The organism is Sphingosinicella sp. BN140058, assembly GCF_004135585.1.
GTDB lineage: Bacteria > Pseudomonadota > Alphaproteobacteria > Sphingomonadales > Sphingomonadaceae > Allosphingosinicella.
Window position 1 is genome coordinate 4,482,921 of sequence record NZ_CP035501.1, and the last position, 21,092, is coordinate 4,504,012.

General features: G+C 66.9%; 19 protein-coding genes. 12 read left to right on the forward strand and 7 right to left on the reverse strand.

The window, feature by feature from the left end:
* Nucleotides 1–4 precede the first annotated feature (4 nt).
* Nucleotides 5–244, forward strand: coding sequence for a hypothetical protein (locus ETR14_RS20190; RefSeq protein ID WP_129388090.1), 240 nt, complete (start codon nt 5–7; stop codon nt 242–244).
* Here ETR14_RS20190 and ETR14_RS20195 read toward each other — a convergent pair.
* The 3 genes from ETR14_RS20195 to ETR14_RS20205 all read right to left on the reverse strand — a co-directional run bounded on the left by ETR14_RS20195 (nt 241) and on the right by ETR14_RS20205 (nt 4,019).
* The gene (locus tag ETR14_RS20195) at nt 241–1,317 is read right to left on the reverse strand and encodes a PA0069 family radical SAM protein (RefSeq protein ID WP_129388093.1); all 1,077 of its coding nucleotides are present in this window, start codon (nt 1,315–1,317) and stop codon (nt 241–243) included. The two genes, ETR14_RS20190 and ETR14_RS20195, sit on opposite strands and share 4 nt — an antisense overlap.
* 174 nt (nt 1,318–1,491) lie before the next feature.
* Nucleotides 1,492–3,240: a lytic transglycosylase domain-containing protein gene (locus ETR14_RS20200; RefSeq protein ID WP_129388096.1), complete on the reverse strand. Its 1,749-nt coding sequence runs from the start codon at nt 3,238–3,240 to the stop codon at nt 1,492–1,494.
* Nucleotides 3,237–4,019: a uracil-DNA glycosylase gene (locus tag ETR14_RS20205; RefSeq protein ID WP_129388099.1), complete on the reverse strand. Its 783-nt coding sequence runs from the start codon at nt 4,017–4,019 to the stop codon at nt 3,237–3,239. Before ETR14_RS20205 ends, ETR14_RS20200 begins: the two co-directional genes overlap by 4 nt.
* Before the next feature lie 117 nt (nt 4,020–4,136).
* On the opposite strand from ETR14_RS20205, the gene ETR14_RS20210 reads away from it, so the two are divergent.
* The 9 genes from ETR14_RS20210 (at nt 4,137) to ETR14_RS20250 (ending at nt 14,680) form a co-directional block, all read left to right on the forward strand.
* Nucleotides 4,137–5,783, forward strand: coding sequence for an electron transfer flavoprotein-ubiquinone oxidoreductase (locus ETR14_RS20210; protein ID WP_129388102.1), 1,647 nt, complete (start codon nt 4,137–4,139; stop codon nt 5,781–5,783).
* Nucleotides 5,784–5,967: 184 nt separating this feature from the next.
* Nucleotides 5,968–7,437 (forward strand): tetratricopeptide repeat protein, encoded by a 1,470-nt coding sequence (locus ETR14_RS20215; protein ID WP_129388106.1) that lies wholly within the window; start codon nt 5,968–5,970, stop codon nt 7,435–7,437.
* Nucleotides 7,437–8,255, forward strand: coding sequence for a 4-(cytidine 5'-diphospho)-2-C-methyl-D-erythritol kinase (locus ETR14_RS20220; RefSeq protein ID WP_206185877.1), 819 nt, complete (start codon nt 7,437–7,439; stop codon nt 8,253–8,255). Before ETR14_RS20215 ends, ETR14_RS20220 begins: the two co-directional genes overlap by 1 nt.
* Before the next feature lie 252 nt (nt 8,256–8,507).
* Nucleotides 8,508–9,236: an enoyl-CoA hydratase/isomerase family protein gene (locus ETR14_RS20225; RefSeq protein ID WP_165356546.1), complete on the forward strand. Its 729-nt coding sequence runs from the start codon at nt 8,508–8,510 to the stop codon at nt 9,234–9,236.
* Nucleotides 9,237–9,278: 42 nt separating this feature from the next.
* Nucleotides 9,279–9,671, forward strand: coding sequence for a hypothetical protein (locus ETR14_RS20230; RefSeq protein WP_129388121.1), 393 nt, complete (start codon nt 9,279–9,281; stop codon nt 9,669–9,671).
* Nucleotides 9,668–11,056, forward strand: coding sequence for an NAD(P)H-hydrate dehydratase (locus tag ETR14_RS20235; RefSeq protein ID WP_129388123.1), 1,389 nt, complete (start codon nt 9,668–9,670; stop codon nt 11,054–11,056). The genes ETR14_RS20230 and ETR14_RS20235 overlap by 4 nt, the downstream gene beginning before the upstream one ends.
* A complete protein-coding gene (locus tag ETR14_RS20240; RefSeq protein ID WP_129388126.1) occupies nt 11,047–12,246 on the forward strand; it encodes a class I SAM-dependent RNA methyltransferase in 1,200 nt (399 codons plus the stop codon). The genes ETR14_RS20235 and ETR14_RS20240 overlap by 10 nt, the downstream gene beginning before the upstream one ends.
* A 57-nt stretch (nt 12,247–12,303) precedes the next feature.
* Nucleotides 12,304–12,492 carry a hypothetical protein gene (locus ETR14_RS20245; RefSeq protein ID WP_129388129.1) on the forward strand — a complete coding sequence of 63 codons (189 nt, stop codon included), beginning with the start codon at nt 12,304–12,306 and terminating at the stop codon, nt 12,490–12,492.
* A gap of 223 nt (nt 12,493–12,715) precedes the next feature.
* The gene (locus ETR14_RS20250; protein ID WP_165356547.1) at nt 12,716–14,680 is read left to right on the forward strand and encodes an ATP-binding protein; all 1,965 of its coding nucleotides are present in this window, start codon (nt 12,716–12,718) and stop codon (nt 14,678–14,680) included.
* Between the two features lie 16 nt (nt 14,681–14,696).
* Here ETR14_RS20250 and ETR14_RS20255 read toward each other — a convergent pair whose 3' ends face one another.
* From ETR14_RS20255 to ETR14_RS20265, 3 genes are all read right to left on the reverse strand, one after another.
* Nucleotides 14,697–16,928, reverse strand: coding sequence for a CHASE domain-containing protein (locus ETR14_RS20255; protein WP_129388135.1), 2,232 nt, complete (start codon nt 16,926–16,928; stop codon nt 14,697–14,699).
* Between the two features lie 126 nt (nt 16,929–17,054).
* Nucleotides 17,055–18,107, reverse strand: a complete 1,053-nt coding sequence (locus tag ETR14_RS20260) for a deoxyhypusine synthase (RefSeq protein ID WP_129388138.1) — start codon at nt 18,105–18,107, stop codon at nt 17,055–17,057.
* Between the two features lie 160 nt (nt 18,108–18,267).
* Nucleotides 18,268–19,455: a type III PLP-dependent enzyme gene (locus ETR14_RS20265; protein WP_129388141.1), complete on the reverse strand. Its 1,188-nt coding sequence runs from the start codon at nt 19,453–19,455 to the stop codon at nt 18,268–18,270.
* Nucleotides 19,456–19,662: 207 nt separating this feature from the next.
* Between ETR14_RS20265 and ETR14_RS20270 the strand changes: the two genes are divergently transcribed.
* Complete coding sequence (locus tag ETR14_RS20270; RefSeq protein WP_243455602.1) at nt 19,663–20,574, forward strand: threonine/serine dehydratase; 912 nt, start codon at nt 19,663–19,665, stop codon at nt 20,572–20,574.
* On the opposite strand, the gene ETR14_RS20275 is transcribed toward ETR14_RS20270, so the two are convergent.
* The gene (locus tag ETR14_RS20275) at nt 20,550–20,807 is read right to left on the reverse strand and encodes a hypothetical protein (RefSeq protein ID WP_129388148.1); all 258 of its coding nucleotides are present in this window, start codon (nt 20,805–20,807) and stop codon (nt 20,550–20,552) included. The two genes, ETR14_RS20270 and ETR14_RS20275, sit on opposite strands and share 25 nt — an antisense overlap.
* An 83-nt stretch (nt 20,808–20,890) precedes the next feature.
* Between ETR14_RS20275 and ETR14_RS20280 the strand changes: the two genes are divergently transcribed.
* Nucleotides 20,891–21,070, forward strand: a complete 180-nt coding sequence (locus ETR14_RS20280; protein ID WP_129388151.1) for a hypothetical protein — start codon at nt 20,891–20,893, stop codon at nt 21,068–21,070.
* Nucleotides 21,071–21,092 lie beyond the last annotated feature (22 nt).

The following is a 21,092-nucleotide window of genomic DNA, read 5'->3' on the forward strand; positions in this document are numbered from 1 at the left end:
GCCTGTGAAGAGCGTACAACAGCAATTGTTCGAACTGGCCGAAGCCGGGCTTGGCGAGGGCCGGCCGCTCTGGGTCAGCATCGATCACGTTCCCGGCGAATGGCATCGGGTGACGAGCATCGCCCGCAGCCGAGGCGGCAGTTTCATCCAGATGCGCGCTGCGGCGGATGGCGACCTGATCGTTTGCCGGTTCAAGGATCTCGCTGCGGTTCGTTTCGACGAGGAGCAGCGCGCGAGCGCCTAGAGAAGCCGCAACTGGGCACCTTGCGGCGGCACGAACAGATCCGTGCGAAGGCTCGCTTTCTCGCGGGTAAGTCCGTGCTTGGTCATGGCGATCTTGAAGCGGGTCGCGATCAGGTCGGCCCAGGGGCCGGAGCCCCGCATCCGGGTGAAGAAATCGGGATCGTTGTCGCGGCCGCCGCGCAACTCCCGGATGATGTTCATCACCTTGCCGGCGCGGTCGCCGAAATGTTCGTCCAGCCACGCCCGGAACAAGGGCGCGACCTCGTGCGGCAGCCGGACCGGGAGGTAGAAGACTCCCACGGCGCCGGCCTCTGCTGCAGCCTCGACGATCTGTTCGACTTCATGATCGGTGATGCCGGGAATGACCGGCGCGATCGCGACATGGGCGGGAATGCCCGCCTCGGTCAGCATCCGCACCGCCGCCAGACGCTTGCGTGCGGCCGGCGCGCGCGGTTCGAGCGTGCGGGAGATAGCGGGCGTCAGCGATGTGACCGAGATTGCGACGGAGGCGAGCCCATCCGCCGCCATCGGTGCGAGGATGTCGATATCTCTCGTCACCCGATCCGACTTGGTGGTGATCGTCAGCGGATGCCTGGTCTCGGCGAGGACCTGTAGCACGCTGCGGGTGATCTTCCAGCGCGCCTCGATCGGCTGGTAGGGATCGGTGTTGGTACCGAGCGCCATCGGCCTTGGAACATAGCCGCGCTTGGACAGCTCGGCGCGCAGCAAGGCGGCGGCGTCCGGCTTGGCGAACAGCTTCGATTCGAAGTCGAGCCCGGGCGAGAGATCGTGAAAGGCATGGGTCGGCCGCGCGAAACAGTAGATGCAGCCATGCTCGCAGCCCCGATAGGGATTGATCGAGCGGTCGAAGCCGATGTCGGGCGACGTGTTTCGGGCGATGATCGTCTTCGGCTTCTCCACCGTCACGGTGGTGCGCAGCGGCGGCGGGCCGCCGTCGAGATCCTCGCGCGCATCGAGCCAATCGCCGTCCGCCTCCCGCACGGGAAGATTGAAACGCGTCGGCGTCCGGTTCTCGGGCGCGCCGCGGCCATGTTGCACGTCGGGGCGACTCATGCGGGGAAGCATGCGCGCTTGCGCGGAACATAGCAAGAACGAACCTGCTGCAAGTACCCGTCACCCCCGTTCGGGCTGAGGCTGTCGGAGCCCCTCTTTTTCTTTCGGAAGAGGGAAGGAGAGGGCCTCGACAAGCTCAGCCCGAACGGTGGGGCCGAGATCAAATGGTGGAACTCACTCCGTGCCCAGCGCCAGCGCCTTCTCGTTCTTCTGCAGACGGACCGCGGCGGCGCCGGGAAGGCCCGGGAAGCGCGGCCACATGCCCTGGGCGAGGGCGTGGCGGCTGGGCGAGGTCTTGCCGTTGACCTGGTCGTAGACCCAGTAATTGCGAAGCACGATCGGCACGTAGCCCCGTGTTTCCCAATAAGGGATCGATTCGATGTAGAGCAGGGGATCGCCCTTATCCATCTGACGGAAATTCCATTCGCCGATCGGCTTCGGGCCTGCATTGTAGGCGGCGATCACCTTGGGAAGGAGGCCGCCGGTGGCCTGCAGGTCGCGCAGATATTCGATGTAGCTCTGGCCATATTCGAGATTGGGGGCGGGCTGGCTGAGCTGGTCGGCGGTGAACGCCTCGCCGCGCGCGCGGGCGATGTCGCCGGCCGTGCCCGGACGGACCTGGAGCAGGCCCTGGGCACCGGCCGGGCTGATCACCGCGGTCCGGAAGTTCGATTCCTGCAGCGCGTGGCCGAAGACCAGCGCCTGGTCGACTCGCCAGCCCTTGGTCGGGCGCCAATCGGGCCGGGGATAGCGGGCGGCGACATTGATCGTGGCGCCGCGAGGGGCGTTGTGGGCCAGCCAATATTGCGTGCCCGCGAGATTGAGGTCGGCGGCGAGGTGCAGCAGGCAATTGTGATCTGTGGTGCTGCCGATCCGAGCCTGCTGGCGAATGAACTGGTCGGCGAGTTCGTTCTCACCGATCTCAGCCAAAGCAATGGCGGCCTTGACGTTGGGCTTGTCGGCGATCGGCCGCCATTCGGCGTCGCGATAATCGTGCAGGCCGGCAAAGCCCGGATCGCGGATGCCGAGCGCGGTGGCGGAGAGCATGCCGTAGAAGGTTTCCTTGAGGCGCGCGGCGCTCCGCAATTGTTGCTGTACGCGCTCGGGACGTCCGCACATCATCTCGGCACGGGCACCCCAGTAACTTCCGGCGGCGGAGAATTCGACATCGGTGGCGCGGCCGGCGACCGTCGCGAAGGCATCGGCAGCGGCGCGGCAATCCTTCATGCGCCAGGCGGCGAGACCCGACGTCCAGGTTGCCTGCAGCGCGAACTCGCCGATCCCGGCCCGCGCCTGATCGGAGATCCGGCGCGCGTCGGCATCGTTGCCGATCAGGTAATAAGACCAGCCGATACGCTGCTGATATTCGGTCAGAGCGGCAGGGGTCAGCAACGGCTGCTTCTCGATAAGCAACGCTTCGGCCTCGGCGGGGCGATCGCCGACGATCAGGGGCTGCACCAATGTTTCGAGTTCGACGGCGACGGGATCGTTCTTGTTGCCCGCGATCCGCTCGCGCCGCGGCTGGCTGCCTTGCCAGATCAGCCGCTGCGGCACCGGGACGACGGGCAGCGACGTCGCGCCGCGCGTCGCGGCGAGCCGGGCGAGCTGCTCCGCCTTCGGCATTTCGGGGGCGCGCTCGAGCAGCGGCAGGATCTGGAACAGCTCGACCTTGGGCGAGCCCTTGGCGAGGTAAAGCTCGGCCCAGGCGGCGGGGTGGAGCGGCCCCTCGGGCATCGCGGAAAGCTTGGCGGTCGCGCCCACCCAATCCTGGGCGCGGATCGCTGCGAAGATCTCGCGATAGGCGCTGCGCTGGTCCGCGTTCAGCATCGTCGGGACGACGGCACGGGTGCCGGCGTCGTCGGCAAGCGCCGGCGCCCCGGGAAGAGCGAGGGCGGCGGCAAGCAGGAGCGTCTTGAGCTTCATGCGTTCACCTCTTCGATCAGCATCTGGAGATCCGCCCAGGCATGCGCCTTGGCGGCGGGCAGATTGAGCAGGGTTGCGGGCGGAATCGAGACGAGCGCCTTAACCGGCCCGGATTGCGTCTGGATTTCATGCCAGCGGCCGCGCGCCTGCGCCATCGACAGCCCGGTCAACGCCTTGGCACAGGCATCGCCGAGCAGCAGCACCGCCTTCGGTGCGACCAGCCCGACATGGTGGCGGGCGAGAGTGGCGCAGTTGCGCGCGCTGTCGGTCGAAAAGCGACCGTCCGGCGAGCGCAGGCACGACAAAGCGGCGAGATAGATGGAGTTTCGATCGCGCCCGATCGCCGCAAGCATGCGGTCGAACAGGCGGCCCGGTTCGCCGGAAAGCAGGGTGCCGGTGCCGCAATCCTCGGTCGACGGCATGTCGGCAACGATCATCAGACCCGACGCCGGATCGCCCGCCGGACAGACCCGCGATGCCGCCGGCGCGGCGAAGCTCAGGCTTTCGCTGGTTCGCAGATAGGCCTGGAACATGTCGAGCTGGCCCGGAAGATCCTCCGCAGGCGCGGCCGGAGCGGCGGGCACGCGCGCAGCGGGTGGGGCCGATTGGCGTCTCGCGTCGAGCGGCGCAGGCTCGGCGGCGCGCGCCGAGGGGACCGGCTGCGGGCGCAACCAGTCGCGCGGTTCTTCGTCGATCAGGACATCGACGCCCGCGTCGGACCACCACTGCAGCACGCTTGCAGCGGCCGCAGGGGTCCAGTGTTCATTACCCCGCTCCATCCCGGTCCAGCAAAGCGCTATAGCGGGCGGGCTGGTCAACCGGAAAATTGGCACCTATCTGCGAGGCGTTAGCTGCCTGCGATGAGGAGAGTCCGGCAGCCCGCAAGGAGAGCTTGAATGTCCGAACGCGAGTCTATGGCGTATGACGTGGTGATCGTCGGTGCGGGGCCGGCCGGTCTCGCCGCGAGCATCCGTCTGAAGCAGCTCGCCGAGGCGGCGGGGCGCGAACTCTCCGTCTGCATCCTGGAGAAGGGCTCGGAAGTCGGCGCCCACATCCTCTCCGGCGCCGTGATCGATCCGCGGGCAATGGACGAATTGCTGCCGAACTGGCGCGAACTCGACAGCCCGATGACGGTGCCGGTGACCGAAAATCATCATTGGGTGCTGACCAGCACGAAGAAGCGCGAAATGCCGCATGCGCTGATGCCCCCGTTTATGAACAACAAGGGCACGTACACGCTCAGCCTCGGCAACCTGTGCCGCTGGCTCGCCGGACAGGCGGAAGCGCTCGGGGTCGAGATCTTCCCCGGCTTCGCCGCGGCGGAAGTGCTGTTCAACGACGACGGCTCGGTTAAAGGCGTCGCCACGGGCGACATGGGCGTCGCCCGCGACGGTACCCGCAAGCCCGATTACCAGCCCGGCATGGAGCTGCACGGCCGCTACACCTTCTTCGCCGAAGGCGCGCGCGGCCATCTCACCAAGGAATTGAAGCGGATCTTCGACCTCGACAGCGACAGCGAACCGCAGGTCTACGGCATCGGTCTCAAGGAATTGTGGGACATCGATCCCGCCAAGCACGTGCCCGGCCGAGTGATCCACACCCAGGGCTGGCCGCTCGACGAGGCCTGGGGCGGCGGCTTCCTCTACCATCAGGACAACAACCAGGTCGCTTTGGGTTTCGTGGTCGCGCTCAGCTACCGCAATCCGCATCTGTCGCCGTTCGAGGAATTCCAGCGCTGGAAACAGCATCCGGAGATCCGTGCGATCCTGGAAGGCGGCCGCCGCGTCAGCTACGGCGCGCGCGCGATCAACGAGGGTGGCTATCAAGCGATCCCGAAACTGGTCTTCCCCGGCGGCGCGCTGATCGGCTGCTCGGCCGGCTTCGTCAACGTGCCGCGGATCAAGGGCAGTCATACCGCGATGAAATCCGGAATGCTCGCAGCCGAAGCCGCATTCGAGGCGATTGCTGCGGAGCGGACGGGCGATGCCCTGGACGCCTACGATACCGCGCTGCACGCAAGCTGGGTCGCCGACGAGCTCAAGATGGTCCGCAACGTGGAGCCGATGGTGGCGAAGTTCGGCGGCACGGTCGGCACCCTGTTCGCCGGCGTCGACATGTGGATGCGCTATCTGAAGATCGGCTTGCCGTTCACCATGGGGCACCATCGCGACAATGAGGGCATGTGGCGCAAGGATCTGGCGCCCAAGATCGCGTACCCCAAGCCCGACAACGTGATCAGCTTCGATCGCCTGTCCTCGGTGTTCCTGTCGAACACCAACCACGAAGAGGATCAGCCGGTTCACCTGACGCTCAAGGACGCAAGCATACCGGTCGACGTCAATCTCGCTCAATATGACGGGCCAGAGCAAAGATACTGCCCCGCGGGCGTTTACGAATACGTCGAGGAAGGCGGTCGTCCGCGGCTGCAGATCAACGCGCAGAATTGCGTCCACTGCAAGACGTGCGACATCAAGGATCCGACCCAGAACATCAACTGGGTCGTGCCGGAAGGCGGAGGAGGCCCTAACTATCCCAACATGTAGGCGTGCGCTCGGCGTCCTTCTCGCAGGCGCTCTCATTCATCCCTTCTCCGCGGCTTCCGCGCGGGTCGAGGATCAGTCGGCGCTCGCCGCCTATGCGCGTGCGCTCGCCGCCGACAGCTTCGGCGCCGAGCAGCAGGCGATCGACGGCTATTCCGCCGCGCTCGATCTTGCGCCGGACAACGATATGCTCGCCGCGCGTGCGCTGGAGGAGGCGATCGTCGCGGGCAATCATCCGCTGGCGGTACGTGCCGCGACGATCCTCGATCGCGCCGGTGCGATCGGTCCCGACGGTCGGCTCGTGCTCTTGGCAGACGCCGTTCGCCGCAAGGACTGGAAGCGGGCAGGGCTGCAGGCGGACCGCATGGCCGAGGACAAGGTCTTCGCCTTCACCGCGCCCTTGTTCCATGCGTGGATCGCGGTCGGCTCGGGCAAGGGCGATCCGCTTGCGCCCCTTGCCGCGGCCAAGGACGATCCGCTCGCCACCGCCTATGGCGGCGATCTCACGCCATTGTTGCTGATCGCACAGGGCAACAAGAAGGACGGGCTCGCCGCGCTGGCGCCGTTTCTCGCCCGCGCCGACGGTCGCTCCGATCGTCTCCGCCTCGCCGCGGCCGCGCTGCTCGCACGCAAGAATGGGCGCAAGGAGGCGCTGGCGTTGGTCGCCGGCGACAATCCGGCTTATGCACGGCCGCGGACGTTCCTGGAGCGCAAGCAGCCGCTGTTCGAGGGCGACATCGCAGCCGCCGGCATCGCTTCGCTGCTCGTCCGCATTTCGAATGATCTGCGCGGCCAGGAAGTGCCGGCGCTTGCCTTGTCGATCGCGCGGATCGCGACCTTCGTGGCACCGCAGAGCAGCGAAACCTGGCTCTCGGCCAGCGAGTTGCTCGCGGGCCGCGATCAAAAGGCGGCGCTCGCCGCGCTCGATCACATCGCGCCTAATGGCCTGCTCGGTCCGGCGGCAATGGACCGCCGGCTGACCTTGCTGGTCGAGAGCGGCGGCGGCGAAGAAGCGTTGGACGATGCCCGACGTGCGACGCAGGCCGACCCTGGCTCGGTAACGGCCTGGGCGAGGCTCGGCGATCTGCTCGGCGGCCTCAACCGCAACAAGGAAGCGGCCGAGGCCTATGGCGAGGCACTGAAGGCTGCCGCCGCGGCGCCGTCATCGTCCACCCCCGCCTGGACCCTGTGGCTGCTGCGCGGCTCCGCGCTCACTCGGGCGGGCGACTGGGCCGGCGGGAAGTTCGCTGCCGAGCGCGCCTACGCGCTGGCGCCGCAGCATCCGGTGGTGCTCAACTTCCTCGGCTATTCGCAGCTCGAACGGCGCGAGAATATCGAGCAGGCCGAGCAGATGATCCGGCAGGCGAGCAAGCTCGATCCGGACAATGCCTCGATCACCGATTCGCTCGGCTGGGCCCATTATGTCCGCGGCGATTACCCGAAGGCGATCGAACTGCTCGAGCGGGCCGCGCGCGGAGAGCCGTCCGATGCGGCGATCAACGAACATCTCGGCGACGCCTATTACAGCGCCGGCCGTCGCTTCGAGGCGCGCTATGCCTGGCAGGCCGCCTTGGTCTATGCCGAGGACGACGACGCCTCGAAACGGATCCGGTCGAAGCTCGACCTCGGCCTGAAACCCGAGCTCGCTGCGCCCTGATGGAGGAACTCGCGCGGGCCAAGCTCAACCTCGCGCTTCACGTGCGAGGCCGGCAGGCCGATGGCTACCACAGCATAGAGACGCTGTTCGCCTTCTGCGCCGACGGCGATCGGCTGCGCGTCGAAGAAGGCGAGGGGCTGAGCCTGCGCCTGGCGGGGCCGTTCGGCCTCAGTCTCGCCGCGGAGCCCGACAATCTCGTGCTTCGCGCCGCCCGTGCTCTTGCCGACCGCTTCGACGTCGATCCGCGCGCCAGTTTGACGCTGGACAAGCGGCTGCCGGTGGCTTCCGGGATCGGCGGCGGCTCGGCCGACGCGGCCGCGGCGCTGCGGCTGCTGAACCGCTGGTGGGACATCGGGGCCGAGGAGCGGGATCTGCTCGACCTCGCCCGGCCGCTCGGCGCCGACGTACCCGCCTGCCTGCTGTCGCGAACCTGCCGGGGCGGCGGGCGCGGCGATGATCTGCGGGAGGTGGCAGTGCCGGAGCTTGCCGGAATGCCGGTGCTGCTCGTCAATCCCGGCGTGCCGGTTGCGACCGGACCGGTGTTCCGGGCGTGGAGCGGCGTCGACGGCGGCGCCTTGCCGGAGGATTTCCGGCAGGGCCGAAACGATCTGCAGGCGCCGGCGGCCTCGGTGGCCCCGGTAATTGCGGAGGTACTTGGGCTGCTTGCCGCGGCGCCGGGCGCGACCCTCGTCCGCATGTCGGGCTCGGGCGCTACCTGCTTCGCGCTGTTCGACGTCTCGGAGTATCGTGACGCCGCTGCGCAGGCTATCGCGGCTGTTCAGCCGGAGTGGTGGCGAATGGCGACTCGTCTCCGTTGATCCACCATTCCCGCGGTGGGACGGCGTGCGCCGGTCATTAACCATCGTAAGCCGCACTTCGCCGTTCTGGCATGACCCTTGCTAAGCGAAGCACGACGAGTCGACGCAGCGCTTCGGTGCTGCCGACATTCGCGCACGGCCCCTTGCTCCTCCCATGGAGGAAGGCACCATGCCAACATCTCGGAGCCGGTGCCGCGTGCACCGGCTCTTTTTTGGCGCGACACGGCGCGCGTTCCCCTGCAAGGCGGGGGCGTGCTCGATCTTCAACTGAGCGGAGGCATCGCCCGCCTGACCCTCGATCGCCCGGAAGCGCGCAATGCCGTGCCGCCGGAAGGATGGCGGCCGATTGCCGCTCTGGCCGAGCGAGCGCTTGCCGATGGGGCGCGGCTGGTCGTCCTTGCCGGGCGCGGCGGAGCTTTCTGCGCCGGCGCCGACCTTAGCGAATTCGCACGGCTGCGCGGCGACCCCGATGCTCTCCGCGGCTTTCGAGAAGCGATGTGCGAGACGTTCGATCGGCTCGCGCAGCTGCCGATCCCGATCGTTGCGTCGATCGACGGTGCCTGTTTCGGGGCGGGGGTGGCGCTCGCCATGGCCTGCGACATGCGCATCGCCGCCCCGTCCGCTAAGTTCGGAATCACGCCGGCCAAACTGGGCATCGCCTACCCGCAAGGCGACATCCACCGGCTGGTCTCGCTGGTCGGACGCGGCCAGGCGGCGCGGCTGCTGTTCACAGCCGCCACCATCGACGCTGCCGAGGCGCATCGGATCGGTCTGGTCGACGCCGTGAGCGAAGATGGCGGCGGAGCGATGTTCGACGCGATCATCGCGAACAGCGCGGCCAGTCTCGCTGCGCTGAAGCGCGGCATCGTGCTGGCGGCCGGCGGCATCCATCGGGATGTTGAGCAGGATGCGGAATTCGACGCTCTGATCGCCAGTGACGAAATGGCCGTTCGCCTCCGCGCGCTTCGCAATGGCCGCTGAGCACTGCTTGTCAGCGAGGCGCCATTGGCTCAGAAGCGCGCAATGATGCGGTTTGCGCTCCTTCTCACGCTGGTCCTGCTCTCCGCCTGCAGTGGCGGCGATGACTCGGCGAATGCCAATGAGTCCGCTTTGCTCAGAGCACCGGAGCCGGTCGGCCTTGAGGACGGTGCCGAACGGATCGAATGCGCGGTCGCGGGTGCGGAGGCGTTCGCGCCGGTCTGCGCCGTCGAACGGCGGATGACCGGCGAAGGGCTGACGCTGATCGTGCGAGCGCCGAACGGCGGCTTCCGCCGGCTGCTCGTCACCAGGGACGGCCGCGGCGTGGTCGCAGCCGATGGCGCGGTTCCGGCGAAGGTCAGCCCGATTGCCGCCAACCGAATCGAGGTGACGATCGGCGGCGATCGTTACCGTCTCCCGGCTACCGTCCGCCAGTGACCTTCAAGACGATCCTGACCGCCGCCGAGATGCGCGCGGCCGAAGCGGCGGCAGTCGCGGCCGGCACTCCGGACACGGAGCTGATGGAGCGTGCGGGCATCGCTGCCGCCGATGCGATCCTCGCTTATGCGGGGTGGCTTCCGGCCCTCATACTTTGCGGCCCCGGCAACAATGGCGGCGATGGCTATGTGATCGCGCGCAGGCTTGCAGAGCGCGGCGCCAAGGTCAGGGTGGCAGCGCTCGCAGAACCGGCGACTGCGGCTGCGCGGCAGGCGCGTGCACGCTGGTCCGGGCCGGTGGAAGCGCTCGACGAGGCCTCGCCCGCGCCGGTGCTGATCGATGCGCTGTTCGGCACCGGGCTGACGCGCGGGCTCGACGAGCCGCTCTCGCAAATCTTGTTCAGGCTGGCGAACGCCGCACGTCTTGCAGTCGCAGTCGATCTGCCGAGCGGCGTTGCCACGGACGACGGCGCGCTGCTGTCGCCCGTTCCGGATTTCGATCTCACCATTTCGTTCGCGACACTGAAGCCGGCGCATCTGCTGCAACCGGCGGCGCGGCATATGGGGCGTCTGGTCGTCGCCGATATCGGCCTCGACGCGGACAGCCGACTGGAAACGGTCGAGCGGCCGCTGCTGGTCGGGCCGGGCCCCGCCGATCACAAATATAGCCGCGGCTATGTGGCGGTGCTCGCCGGAGAGATGCCGGGGGCGGCAGCGCTCACCGCGTCTGCCTCGCTACGCTGCGGGGCAGGCTATGTGCGGCTGGTGGCGCCGGCGGTGGTGGAAGGGGTGCCGAGGGCCGTGGTCCAGGGCGGTGCCGACGCCGAAGCGGTGCTTGCCGATCCGCGGGTGAGCGCGATCGCGATCGGTCCCGGATTGGGCAGGGACGCTGCGGCGCGGACCCTGCTCGACCGCGCGCTCGGCGCCGAGGCGAAGCTGGTGCTCGATGCCGATGCCCTGACCCTTGCTGCCGAGGAAGGCTTCGGCTTCCTGCATCGGGCGCGCATGCCGCCGGTGCTGACTCCGCATGCCGGCGAGTTCGCGCGCCTGTTCGCGGATCGCCGCGGCAGCAAGGTCGATCAGGCACGCCGTGCCGCCGAGCAGGCGCGGTCGGTGATCGTCTACAAGGGCCCCGACACGGTCGTTGCGGCGCCCGATGGCCGTGTTGCGATTGCGGTAAGTGCCCCGCACTGGCTCGCAACGGCCGGCACCGGCGATGTCCTGACCGGCGTGATCGCCGCGATGCGCGCCTGGGGCCTCGAAGCCTTCGAAGCGGCCTGCGCCGGCGTATGGCTGCATGGCCGCGCCGCCGAGATCGCCGGGCCAGGCCTGATCGCCGACGATCTGCTCGACCACCTTCCAGAGGCGTTCGCGCAATGTCTTTGAGCCAAGTCGAAACCATCGTCCGTCTCGCCGGCCGCGGTGACGGCGTGACCGAGAGCGGGCGCTTCGTCCCGCTGGCCGCGCCGGGAGACGGCGTGACCGCCGATGGCTCCGTGCTGCCCGGACCGCACCACGTGAAGCCGCCCTGCCGGCATTTCCCGGAATGCGGGGGATGCCAGCTGCAGCATCTGGACGACGAGAGCTTCGGCGCCTTTCTTCGCGATCGCATCGCCGGGGCGCTTGGCGCGCAGGGGCTTGCCGGCATCGACATTCTGCCCGCCCACATCTCGCCACCGAACAGCCGTCGCCGCGCGTCCCTTCGTGCCGAGCGGAGGGGCAAGCAGGTGCTGATCGGCTTCAATGCCGAGCAGAGCCACCGCATCGTCGACATGCACGAATGCCACATTCTGCGGCCCGAATTGTTTGCGCTCGTGCCGGCCCTGCGCCCGTTGCTTGCCCGGATGCTGCCTGCGCGGGGGCAGGGCGGGGTGCGCATGAGTTTGACCGATCAGGGTGTGGATCTGCTGCTCGAGAAGGTCGAGGCGGACGACCTTTCATCCTCCGAAGCGCTGACTGCGTTTGCGCAGGCGCATCGCCTGGCGCGGCTCAGCATCGACGACGGCTACGGCCCACAGACACGGTGGGAGCCGGATCCGGTGACCGTCACCCTCGGCGGTGCGCCGGTGCCGCTGCCGCACAACGCCTTTCTGCAGGCGACGCTTGAAGGTGAGGCAAGCCTGGTCGCTGCCGTCCGGGACGCGATCGGCGGCGCCCGGATCGTCGCCGATCTGTTTGCCGGTCTCGGCACCTTCGCGCTGTCGCTTGATGGCCGCGTCCTGGCCGTCGAGGGCGCGCGGGACGCGGCACTGGCGCTCAAGGCAGCGGCCAATCGGAGCCAGCGCCAGCTGTTCGTCGATCATCGCGATCTGTTTCGGCGCCCACTCACCACCGATGAAGCCAATCGTTTCGAGGCGATCATACTCGATCCGCCGCGCGCGGGCGCGAAGGATCAGGTGCCGTTGCTTGCGGCAGCGAAGGTCCCCCGCATTGCCTACGTCTCGTGCAATCCGGGTACGTTCGCGCGGGATGCCAAGGCGCTGGTCGATGGCGGCTATCGGCTGGAGTGGGTGAAGCCCGTCGGCCAGTTCCGCTGGTCGACCCACGTCGAGCTCGTCGCAAGCTTCGCGCGCTGATCCATTTGCGGGAAACCTCCCGCCGGTCCGACGTTCACGCCTCGAAGGAGAGGCGTCATGGCTGCGATCATCGGACGCGTGGTCAAGAACGGCGACGGGGCAATGCCTTACAAGGTGGTGCTGGAGCTCGAAGACGGTAGCGTCGTCGAGCACCGCGTTGCCTCGATACGCGCCGGCGAACACATGATCCGAGAAGCTCTGGAGATTCCGGTCCAGGCGCCACGGATCGATCCCTGGAATCCGTGAAATCCTTGCCCATGGTCGCGCGCTCGCAGATCCCGTGACCAGCCGCACCGCTGGGCTCAAAGCGGTTGCGGCGGCTCGGTTGCTCTGGGATGAGGGAGCAATGCACGGGTCTACCAGGTCTGGCCTTCGGGAAGGCGCGCGACATCTGGGAAGCAGCCGAGGGACGACTGCGATCATTGCCCTTGCCGCGCTCCTGCTGGCGGCTTTCGTCTGGGCGGCGGCCTTGTATCAGAGCGATTTCGAGCGACGCACGGCGGAACGCGGCGCGATGGCGCAGGTCACGTTTCGGGCGATCATGCTGCAGCAATATGTCACGCGCACCCTCGACGCCGCCAATATTGCAACGCTGCACGTAGCCGAAATCGAGGAGGATGGGCGTGGTGCAGCACTGCGGGGCAGCGCTGGCCGTCCGGCTCGGATCAGCGGGCCGATCGCACGCAACCCATCCTTTCTGGGGCTCAGTGTCGCCGATGCACGTGGCGAAATCGTCGCAACGACGGTGCCCGGTGCAGGCCCCGCGATCAACGTGCGCGGGCACCCGGCATTCATGCCGCATGTCGCGCGCGACACCGACAGCCTGTTCGTCAGCAAGCCCGGCTTCTCGCGAATTCTTGGGCGCAACAGCGTCTGGCTGTCGCGACGGCTGAACCGTTCCGACGGCGCCTTCGACGGTGTCGTCGCGATCAACATGGACCCGGCGCAGCTCACCGGCATCTACGACCAGGCGGCGATCTCCACCTCCGACGTCGCCTCGGTGGTTGGCCTGGACGGAATCATCCGGTCGCGACGAACCCGGAACGGGATCAGTTCGGGGGAGGATATCAGCAAGAGCCGTGCGTTTGCAGTCGAGGCGCAGTCGCCGAACACGACGTATCTCGGCCCCGGCGCCTTCGACGGGCAGCCCCGCTACGTCAGCGAGCGCCACATCGCGGGCTACCCGCTGTTCGTCAGCTACAGCGTGCGTCAGGACGAGGTGCTCGAACCGGCGCGGCATCGCGGACGCCTGTTCCTGCTCGCCGCCGGGCTCGTCACGCTGCTCGATGCTCTGCTTGCGGTGATCCTGATCGTCGTGCTGCGACGGCGCGAGCAGCGCGCAAGCGTGCTGGCTGCCGCAAAGGCGCAGTTGGAGGAGGCGCAGCGGGTCGGCCAGATCGGCGACTGGGCCTTCCGCCTCAACAGCACTGAGGCACGTTGGTCGCCGGAGCTGTTCAGACTCTACGAACGGGATCCGCAGCTCGGTGCGCCGAGCGCCCAGGATTTCGAGCAGTGGCTGCATCCGGCTTCGGCGAAGGCGCATTGGGACGCGGTCGCGCGGACCCTGGAAACAGGGGAAGCCGGCTCATGGGAAGTCATGGTGCGCCTGCCCAGCGGCGGCCTGCGCAACCATCTGATCTCGGCGGTGCCGACGCGTGACGAGCAGGGCCGGATCACCGGGCTTCACGGCACCACCCAGGACGTCACCGAACGCAAGAAGCTGGAGTCGCTTCAGGCCGAAGTGGCCCATCTCGGCCGCGTCGAAGCGATGAATGCCATGGCGGCAACGCTCGCCCACGAGCTGAATCAGCCGCTGACCGCTGCGTCGAATTATCTGTTCGGCAGTCGTCGTATGCTGCTCAAGCCGGACGCACCTCGCGCCGATGCGATCGGCGGCCTCGAAGCGGCGCGGGAGCAAATCGGTCTCGCTGCCGAGATCATTCGGCGGGCGCGGGCGATGGTGGCCAAGGAGCCGACGAAAATGGCGCCGGTGTCGATCGCCGAGATTGTCGACGATGCGATCACATTGCTCGCGGCGGGAGAGAAGCTTGGCGGAATCCAGCTGCGCCGAGCGCTCAGCCCCGAGGCTTCATGCGTCCTCGCCGACAGGATCCAGGTGCAACAGGTGGTGATGAACCTCGCTCGGAACGCCTGTGAGGCCGCTGCCGAGGCAATTCATCCGCAAGTCACCATTGCCAGCAACCGCGCCGAGGACGGGTTCGTCTGCATTTCGATCGAGGATAACGGACCGGGCTTCCCCGGCGACGCCGATCAGCTGTTTTCGCCGTTCGTCACCGGCAAGTCGGATGGCCTCGGGCTGGGCCTCTCGATCTCCCGCACCATCATCGAGGCCCATGGTGGCCGGATCTGGGCCGAAAACCGCAGCGAGGGCGGCGGCCGGGTGTCGTTCACCTTGCCGTTCGCCGCGCCGTGAGGCGGGTTACGCGCGCTCACGGCGTGGAGTCGATGGCGTGGCGCACACGGCGCGCGAGTTGCTGCGCGCTATAGGGTTTCTGGAGAAGAGCCCTGCCGGCATCGATGCCATTGCCGGGAACGAGCCCCTCCGGCGCATAGCCGGTGGTAAAGAGCAGGTTCAGTCCGGGCCGCTGGGCCCTGGCGGCTTCGGCGAGACGGCGGCCGTCCATCTCCGGCATGACGATGTCCGTGAATAGCAAGGTGATGTTCGGCTCGGAGTCGAGCAGCGCGAGCGCTTCGATGCCGTTCGAGGCGTCGAGTACGCGATAGCCGAGTTCGCGCAGCGTCTCGGCCCCCATCTCGCGCACCCGCGGCTCGTCCTCGGCGAGCAGGATGGTTTCTCCCGGTCGGGCGCGGGGGAGATGATCGTTCTTCGCGATCGGATCGACATCGGCAATCTCTTCGTCGCCAAGGTAACGGGGCAGGAAAATCCCGATCGTCGTCCCGACGCCCGGCAGCGAGTCGATCGAGAGGTGCCCTCCCGATTGCCGGACGAAGCCATAGACCTGGCTGAGCCCGAGGCCCGTGCCGCGGCCGACTTCCTTCGTCGTGAAGAAGGGCTCGGCGGCACGGGCGACGACGTCGGCAGGCATGCCGCAGCCGGTGTCGATCACGGCGATACGGACGAAGTCGCCGCCGGTCACGTCCCCGGCGGTATCGCCGGCCGCTTCATCCGAGTGCCGATTGGATGTCTCGATCGCCAGCGTACCGCCGTTCGGCATCGCGTCCCGGGCGTTGATCGCGAGATTGAGGACCGCATTTTCGAGCTGGGCGCGATCCACGCGGACCCGCCAAAGGCTTTCTCCAAGACGCGGCTCGAACCTGATAGCTTCGCTGAGCGACCGCCGCAGGATCTCCGACATGCCGGCGATCAACGCGTTGACGTCGATCACCTGCGGCGACAGCGATTGCCGCCGGCCGAACGCGAGCAGCCGCCGGGTCAATTCGGCGGCACGGTCGGCACCCTGCCGCGCATTGTCGATCGCGCGCGCGACCCGCTCCGGATCGCCGGCCCGGCGCACCGCCATGTCGAGATTGCCGACGATCACGGCGAGCATGTTGTTGAAATCGTGTGCGATCCCGCCGGTCAATTGGCCAACCGCCTCCATCTTCTGCATCTGACGGACCTGCGCTTCGGCCATCTCTCGCGCCTCGCCCTCGGCACGCAGCCGGGCGTTGGCGTCTTCGAGTTCGGCCGTGCGAACGCGCACTTCGCGCTCGATCTCCGCACGTGCGCGCACCTGCTGCAACATCACCGCCGCGATCAGGAGGCTGATCAGGGTCCCGGCACCGCCGACGAGCAAAGCCAGGAACAGCGGCGACCCGGCGTCGAAATGCTCGGTGGACGAAAGCCTGACGCGCCAGGGACGGCCCGCGACCTCCATGTGTCGGACGACCCTATGATCCGGGGCGAGGGGCTGCGCTTGGCTTCGGTAAAGCAGATGATCATCATCGACGGACCTGTCGAAAACCTCTACCACCAGGTTTCCGAGATCACGTTCGGCGAAGATCGCTCCGAACAGGTCGTAGGCCCGCAGCGGGCTGTAGACCCAGCCGAAGAGTGGGGTCTTCGGGGTTCCCGCCTGATCATGATGCGAGCCGCGAAACAGCGGGGTGTAGATCAGAAAACCCGGCTGCTTCACCGGGTTGATCTCCTGGACGAGCCGGACCTTGCCGGTCGCCCGGCTGTGCCCCGCCTTCGCCGCCGCGATCATCGCCTCGCGGCGGGTGGCTTCGCTCAGCATGTCGAAACCGAGCGCCGCCTGATTCTGCCGATTAAGCGGTTCGAGATAGACCACCGCGGAATAATCGGGCCGTGCGCCGTTCGGCCAAAGGCGCAGCGTTCGGGTGCTGGCGGTCGCCGTCTTGCGGGCAAGCGCTTCGGCATCGGACGCGTAGATGGAATAGCCGATGCCAAGAACGCCCGGATAGTTTTCCTCCAGCCGCAGCCTAGAAATATAATCGTGAAAATCTTCGGCGTTTACGTCTTCGGAGGCCTGGAGGAATCCGGCCGTGCCCCGCAGCAACGTGAGCTGCCCCAGCATTCGACTCTCGATCGCAGCCACGGCACTGTCGGCAAGGGCGTCGAAGCGCGCTTGTCGACGTCCCGCTTCCGCTTGGGCGGTCAGCATGGCGGCAATGGCCGTGCCGGTGAGCCCGACGATTAGCGCAAGCAGGGGCGCGGCGTAACGGCGCACGAACGTCATGCAAGTCCGACTATCCGTTGCAGGGATTGGGTCAACGCCTCGTGCCCGTATCGGCCCCGGTTTGGACAAAAAAGAACCCCCGCCGGTGACGACGGGGGTTCCTGATTGCGGAAAGCCGTTCAGGGCCTATTTGTCGAACAGCTTGGCGAAGCGACGCTGCGCGCGCTCGCGCCAGTGGCCGCGGTGATAGGCATCGGATGCGAGCAGCGGCATGACGCTGGTCGCTTCGGCAAACACCATCTGTTCGAGCGCGGTCGAAACCTTGCCCCAACTGGCGGCTTCCTGAAGGGTCGACGAGGAGCAGGCGCCGTCGCGGACGTCGGCGACGGTGATCTGGACCGCATATTTGTGGACCTCGACTTCCTTGCCGAGGATTTCGGCGCAAACGACCGTATCCTGGACGAAGTTCTTCGGCACGCCGCCGCCGACCATCAGCAGGCCCGAGACGCCGGCCTCGATCTTGATGTCGGTGAGCTCGCGGAAGTCCGCAATCGAATCCAGCGTCAGATAGGGCTTGCCTTCCTTCATGCGATCGACCTGGTGCTTGACGAGGCCGAAACCGGCCGAGCTGTCGGTGAAAGCCGGGCAGAAGATCGGCACGTCATGCTCGTAGGCGAGCTTGACCAGGCTGTTCTCCTTCTTGCCGTTCACCGTCAGCCACTTGCCCATTTCGCGGATGAACTCGCGCGAGGAATAGGGACGGGCTTCGAGCGAATTGGCGATCTCGCCGATCGTGTGATCGGTTTCCTGCAGCTTCTCCTCGTCGATATACGTGTCGTAGATACGATCGATGTAGAGCGAGCGCAGGGTGTCGTCGTCGGGGATCTCGAGCGCCTGGTAATGCTTGTGGCCGAGCGCCTCGAAGAAATCCATGTCGACGATGCTGGCGCCGGTGGCGACGACCGCATCGACCATGTTGTTGCGGATCAGCTCGGCATAGAGATCCATGCAGCCGCCGGCCGAGGTCGATCCGGCGATGACCAGGAAGATCGAGCAATCCTTGTCGGCGAGCATCTGGTTGTAGATGTCCGCAGCGCGGCCGAGATCGCGGCTGGTGAAGCTCATCTTCTTCATCGCGTCGACGATCGGACGCGCATCGAAGCTCTTGATGTCGATATGCTCGACGACGGACGAGAGGAGCTCGGCCTTGCGGGTGTCGTTGCGGCTCAGATCGTTCATTCTTCAATCCTCATAGCAATCGTCATGCCGGGGGTAGGCGGCATCTCGATAGTCAATGTCTGTTACGGGGACGAGACCGAGCCTCGCTCAGGTCCCGTCCCCTATACATATCGGCGCCTTGCTCGGACCTTAATCGATTGAGGCTACGCCTCTTTTTCGATCAGGGCCGGTGCCAGGCGGCCTTTTCACGCGCATCCTCGAGGATGTCGCCGTAGAGGCTCGCCATCGGCTCGTCGTCCACGATCACCTTCGCGGCAACGCCGAAGCCGTTGAACGCCGTCCGCATCGCGCAGCCATAGGCGCCGAGCATCCCGATCTCGATATAGTCGCCCGGAGCGACGTCGGCGGGGAGGTTGAACGGCCCCGTCATGTGATCGAGATCGTCGCAGGTCGGCCCGTAGAAGCTGAACGCCATCAGCTTGGCATCAGACTCCTCGGCGCGGACGAGCTTGACCGGGAAGCGCCAGCCGACATGCGCCGCATCGAACAGGGCGCCATAGGCCCCGTCATTGATGTAGAGCTGGTCGCCGCGGCGCTTTTCGACCCGCACCAGCACGCTCGCATATTCCGCGGACAGCGCCCGGCCGGGCTCGCACCACAATTCGGCCGAATAGCTCACCGGCAGGCTTTCGAACGCCTTTCCGATCACGTCGAAATAGCCTTCGAGCTGCGGCGGCTCCATGCCCGGATAGACCGACGGAAAGCCGCCGCCGACATCGACGATGTCGACCGTCACCGCGGCCGCGACGATCGCCGCACGGACGCGCTCCATCGCCTCCGCATAGGCCTTCGGAGTCATCGCCTGGCTGCCGACATGGAAGCAGATGCCGAGGGCATCGGCCGCCTGGCGGGTGGCGAAGAGCAATTCGCGCATTTCGGCGGGATCCGCGCCGAACTTCGACGCCAGGCTGAGCTTCGAATGGTCCGACGAGACCCGGATTCGGACGCACAGATTCAGATCTTCGGCACCGTCGGTGGCGCGAACGATCTTTTCCAGCTCTTCCATCGTGTCGAGCGAGAAGGTGCGGACGCCGAGTTCATAGGCCTCGGTGATCGCTTCCTCGGCCTTGACCGGGTGCATGAAGCAGAGCGTCGCCTCCGGCAGCGTCTCGTTGACCAGGCGCACTTCGGCGATCGACGCGACGTCGTAATGCGTGACGCCGGCCTCCCACAGGATGCGGAGCAGGTCGGGAGACGGATTTGCCTTCACCGCATAGAGCGACCGACCCGGAAACTTCTCGATGAAGAATCGGGCCGCGCGGCGTGCGGCGTGCGGGCGGAGGAGCGTGACCGGCTGAACCGGACGAAGGGCGGCAGCTAGCCCCAGCGCATTATGGTGCGTGTGCAACTCAAGGGACCTCCAAAGGCGGTAGTTGACGACATGGCTGCCTTGCGGTTGTTGGAAGTCCCCATGGGGCAGCGGCGCCGATATATTGGCGCGCTTCCCCCGTGTAAAGAGTTGCTTTTTTCCGTAAAAATACAGGGGTTTGGTGTGGCAGAGAGAAGGCCGTCGGCAGAGGGTGTCGCAGCTGCGGCGAGACGTTTGGCGAGTCACGTGACTCGCACGCCTTTGTTGCCGCTCGAGTTGGGCGACGCACGGATCTGGATCAAGGCGGAGTGCCTTCAGCAGGGCGGCAGCTTCAAGCTTCGGGGCGCCATGAACCGTTTGCTGCTGCTGAGTGAGGCCGAGCGCGCCCGCGGCGTCGTCGCCTTCTCTTCGGGCAATCACGCCCAGGGCGTGGCAATCGCCGCCAAACGCCTGGGGATCGCGGCGACGATCGTGATGCCGGCCGATGCGCCGGCGGTGAAGCGCGACGCGACGCTGGCGGCCGGGGCCCGAATCGTACCCTACGATCGCGCGACCGAGAGCCGCGAGGAGATCGGCGCCCGCATTGCACGCGAACAGGGTTCCGCGCTGGTGCCCTCGTTCGACGATGTCGACGTGATCGAAGGCCAGGGCAGCGCCGGAATCGAGATCGCAGAGCAACTCGGCGCCTCGCCGGATACGGTGCTGGTGCCCTGCGGCGGCGGCGGGCTTTCGGCCGGGATTGCCCTTGCCTTGCCCGATGCGCAGATCATGACCGTCGAACCTTGCGGCTGGGACGACATGGCGCGTTCGATCGCCGCCGGCGAACCTGTGCCCGTGATCGAGCCTGCGCCCCCGACCCGGTGCGATGCGCTGCAGACCAAGCTCGTCTCTCCGCTGACGCTCGACGCCTTGCGGGATCGGGGCGCGCGCGGCATCGCCGTCACCGAAGGGGAGATCGAGACGGCAATGGCATTTGCCATGCGCCAGTTGCGCATCGTCGCCGAACCGGGCGGAAGCGTAGCCCTGGCCGCAGTGCTTGCCGGCAAGGCGGGCCCGATCAGCGACCGGACGGTTGTGGTGGTGTCGGGCGGGAACGTCGATCCGGCTCTCTATGCCGAGATCCTCGCGGCCAATCAGGCGGCGCCGGCCACGCGTTGACCCTGAAAGGTGAATTCGACCGGCGCAAGCGTCTCGACCTGGCGTGTCACCGTCTCGAGCTGGGCGGCGAGGGTGCCGATCTCCGCGGCATAATGAAGCGCGTCCGTGCCCGGGCGCGCCATCGCCGCGGCGTCGAGCAGGGCATCGAGCATCATCGTGACGCTGGGCAGGATCGATCCCTCGATCCGGACGAAGGCAGCATCGAGGCTGCGGGACGTGTCAGCGCTGATCATGGGAGTCTTGTAGATGCGGCGCTTTAACCCTTCGTAAAGCGTAACCGCTTTTTTTGCGCAGCCCGGCGTGGCAGGAGGAGCCCATGTCCGGTCTCTTCTCCGTCGCCCTCTCGGTTGCCGTGATTGCCGCCTTCGCACTTGCGATCGGTGGCGCCTATCTGCTGGTCAAGCGCAAGGAGCGCAAGCAGGGCCTGCTGATGCTGCTCTGCGCAGCAGTCTTCTTCGTCAACGTTCTAATCTGGACGTTGCCGACGCCCGGGTGAGCCGGCGCGAGATCCTCCCCAA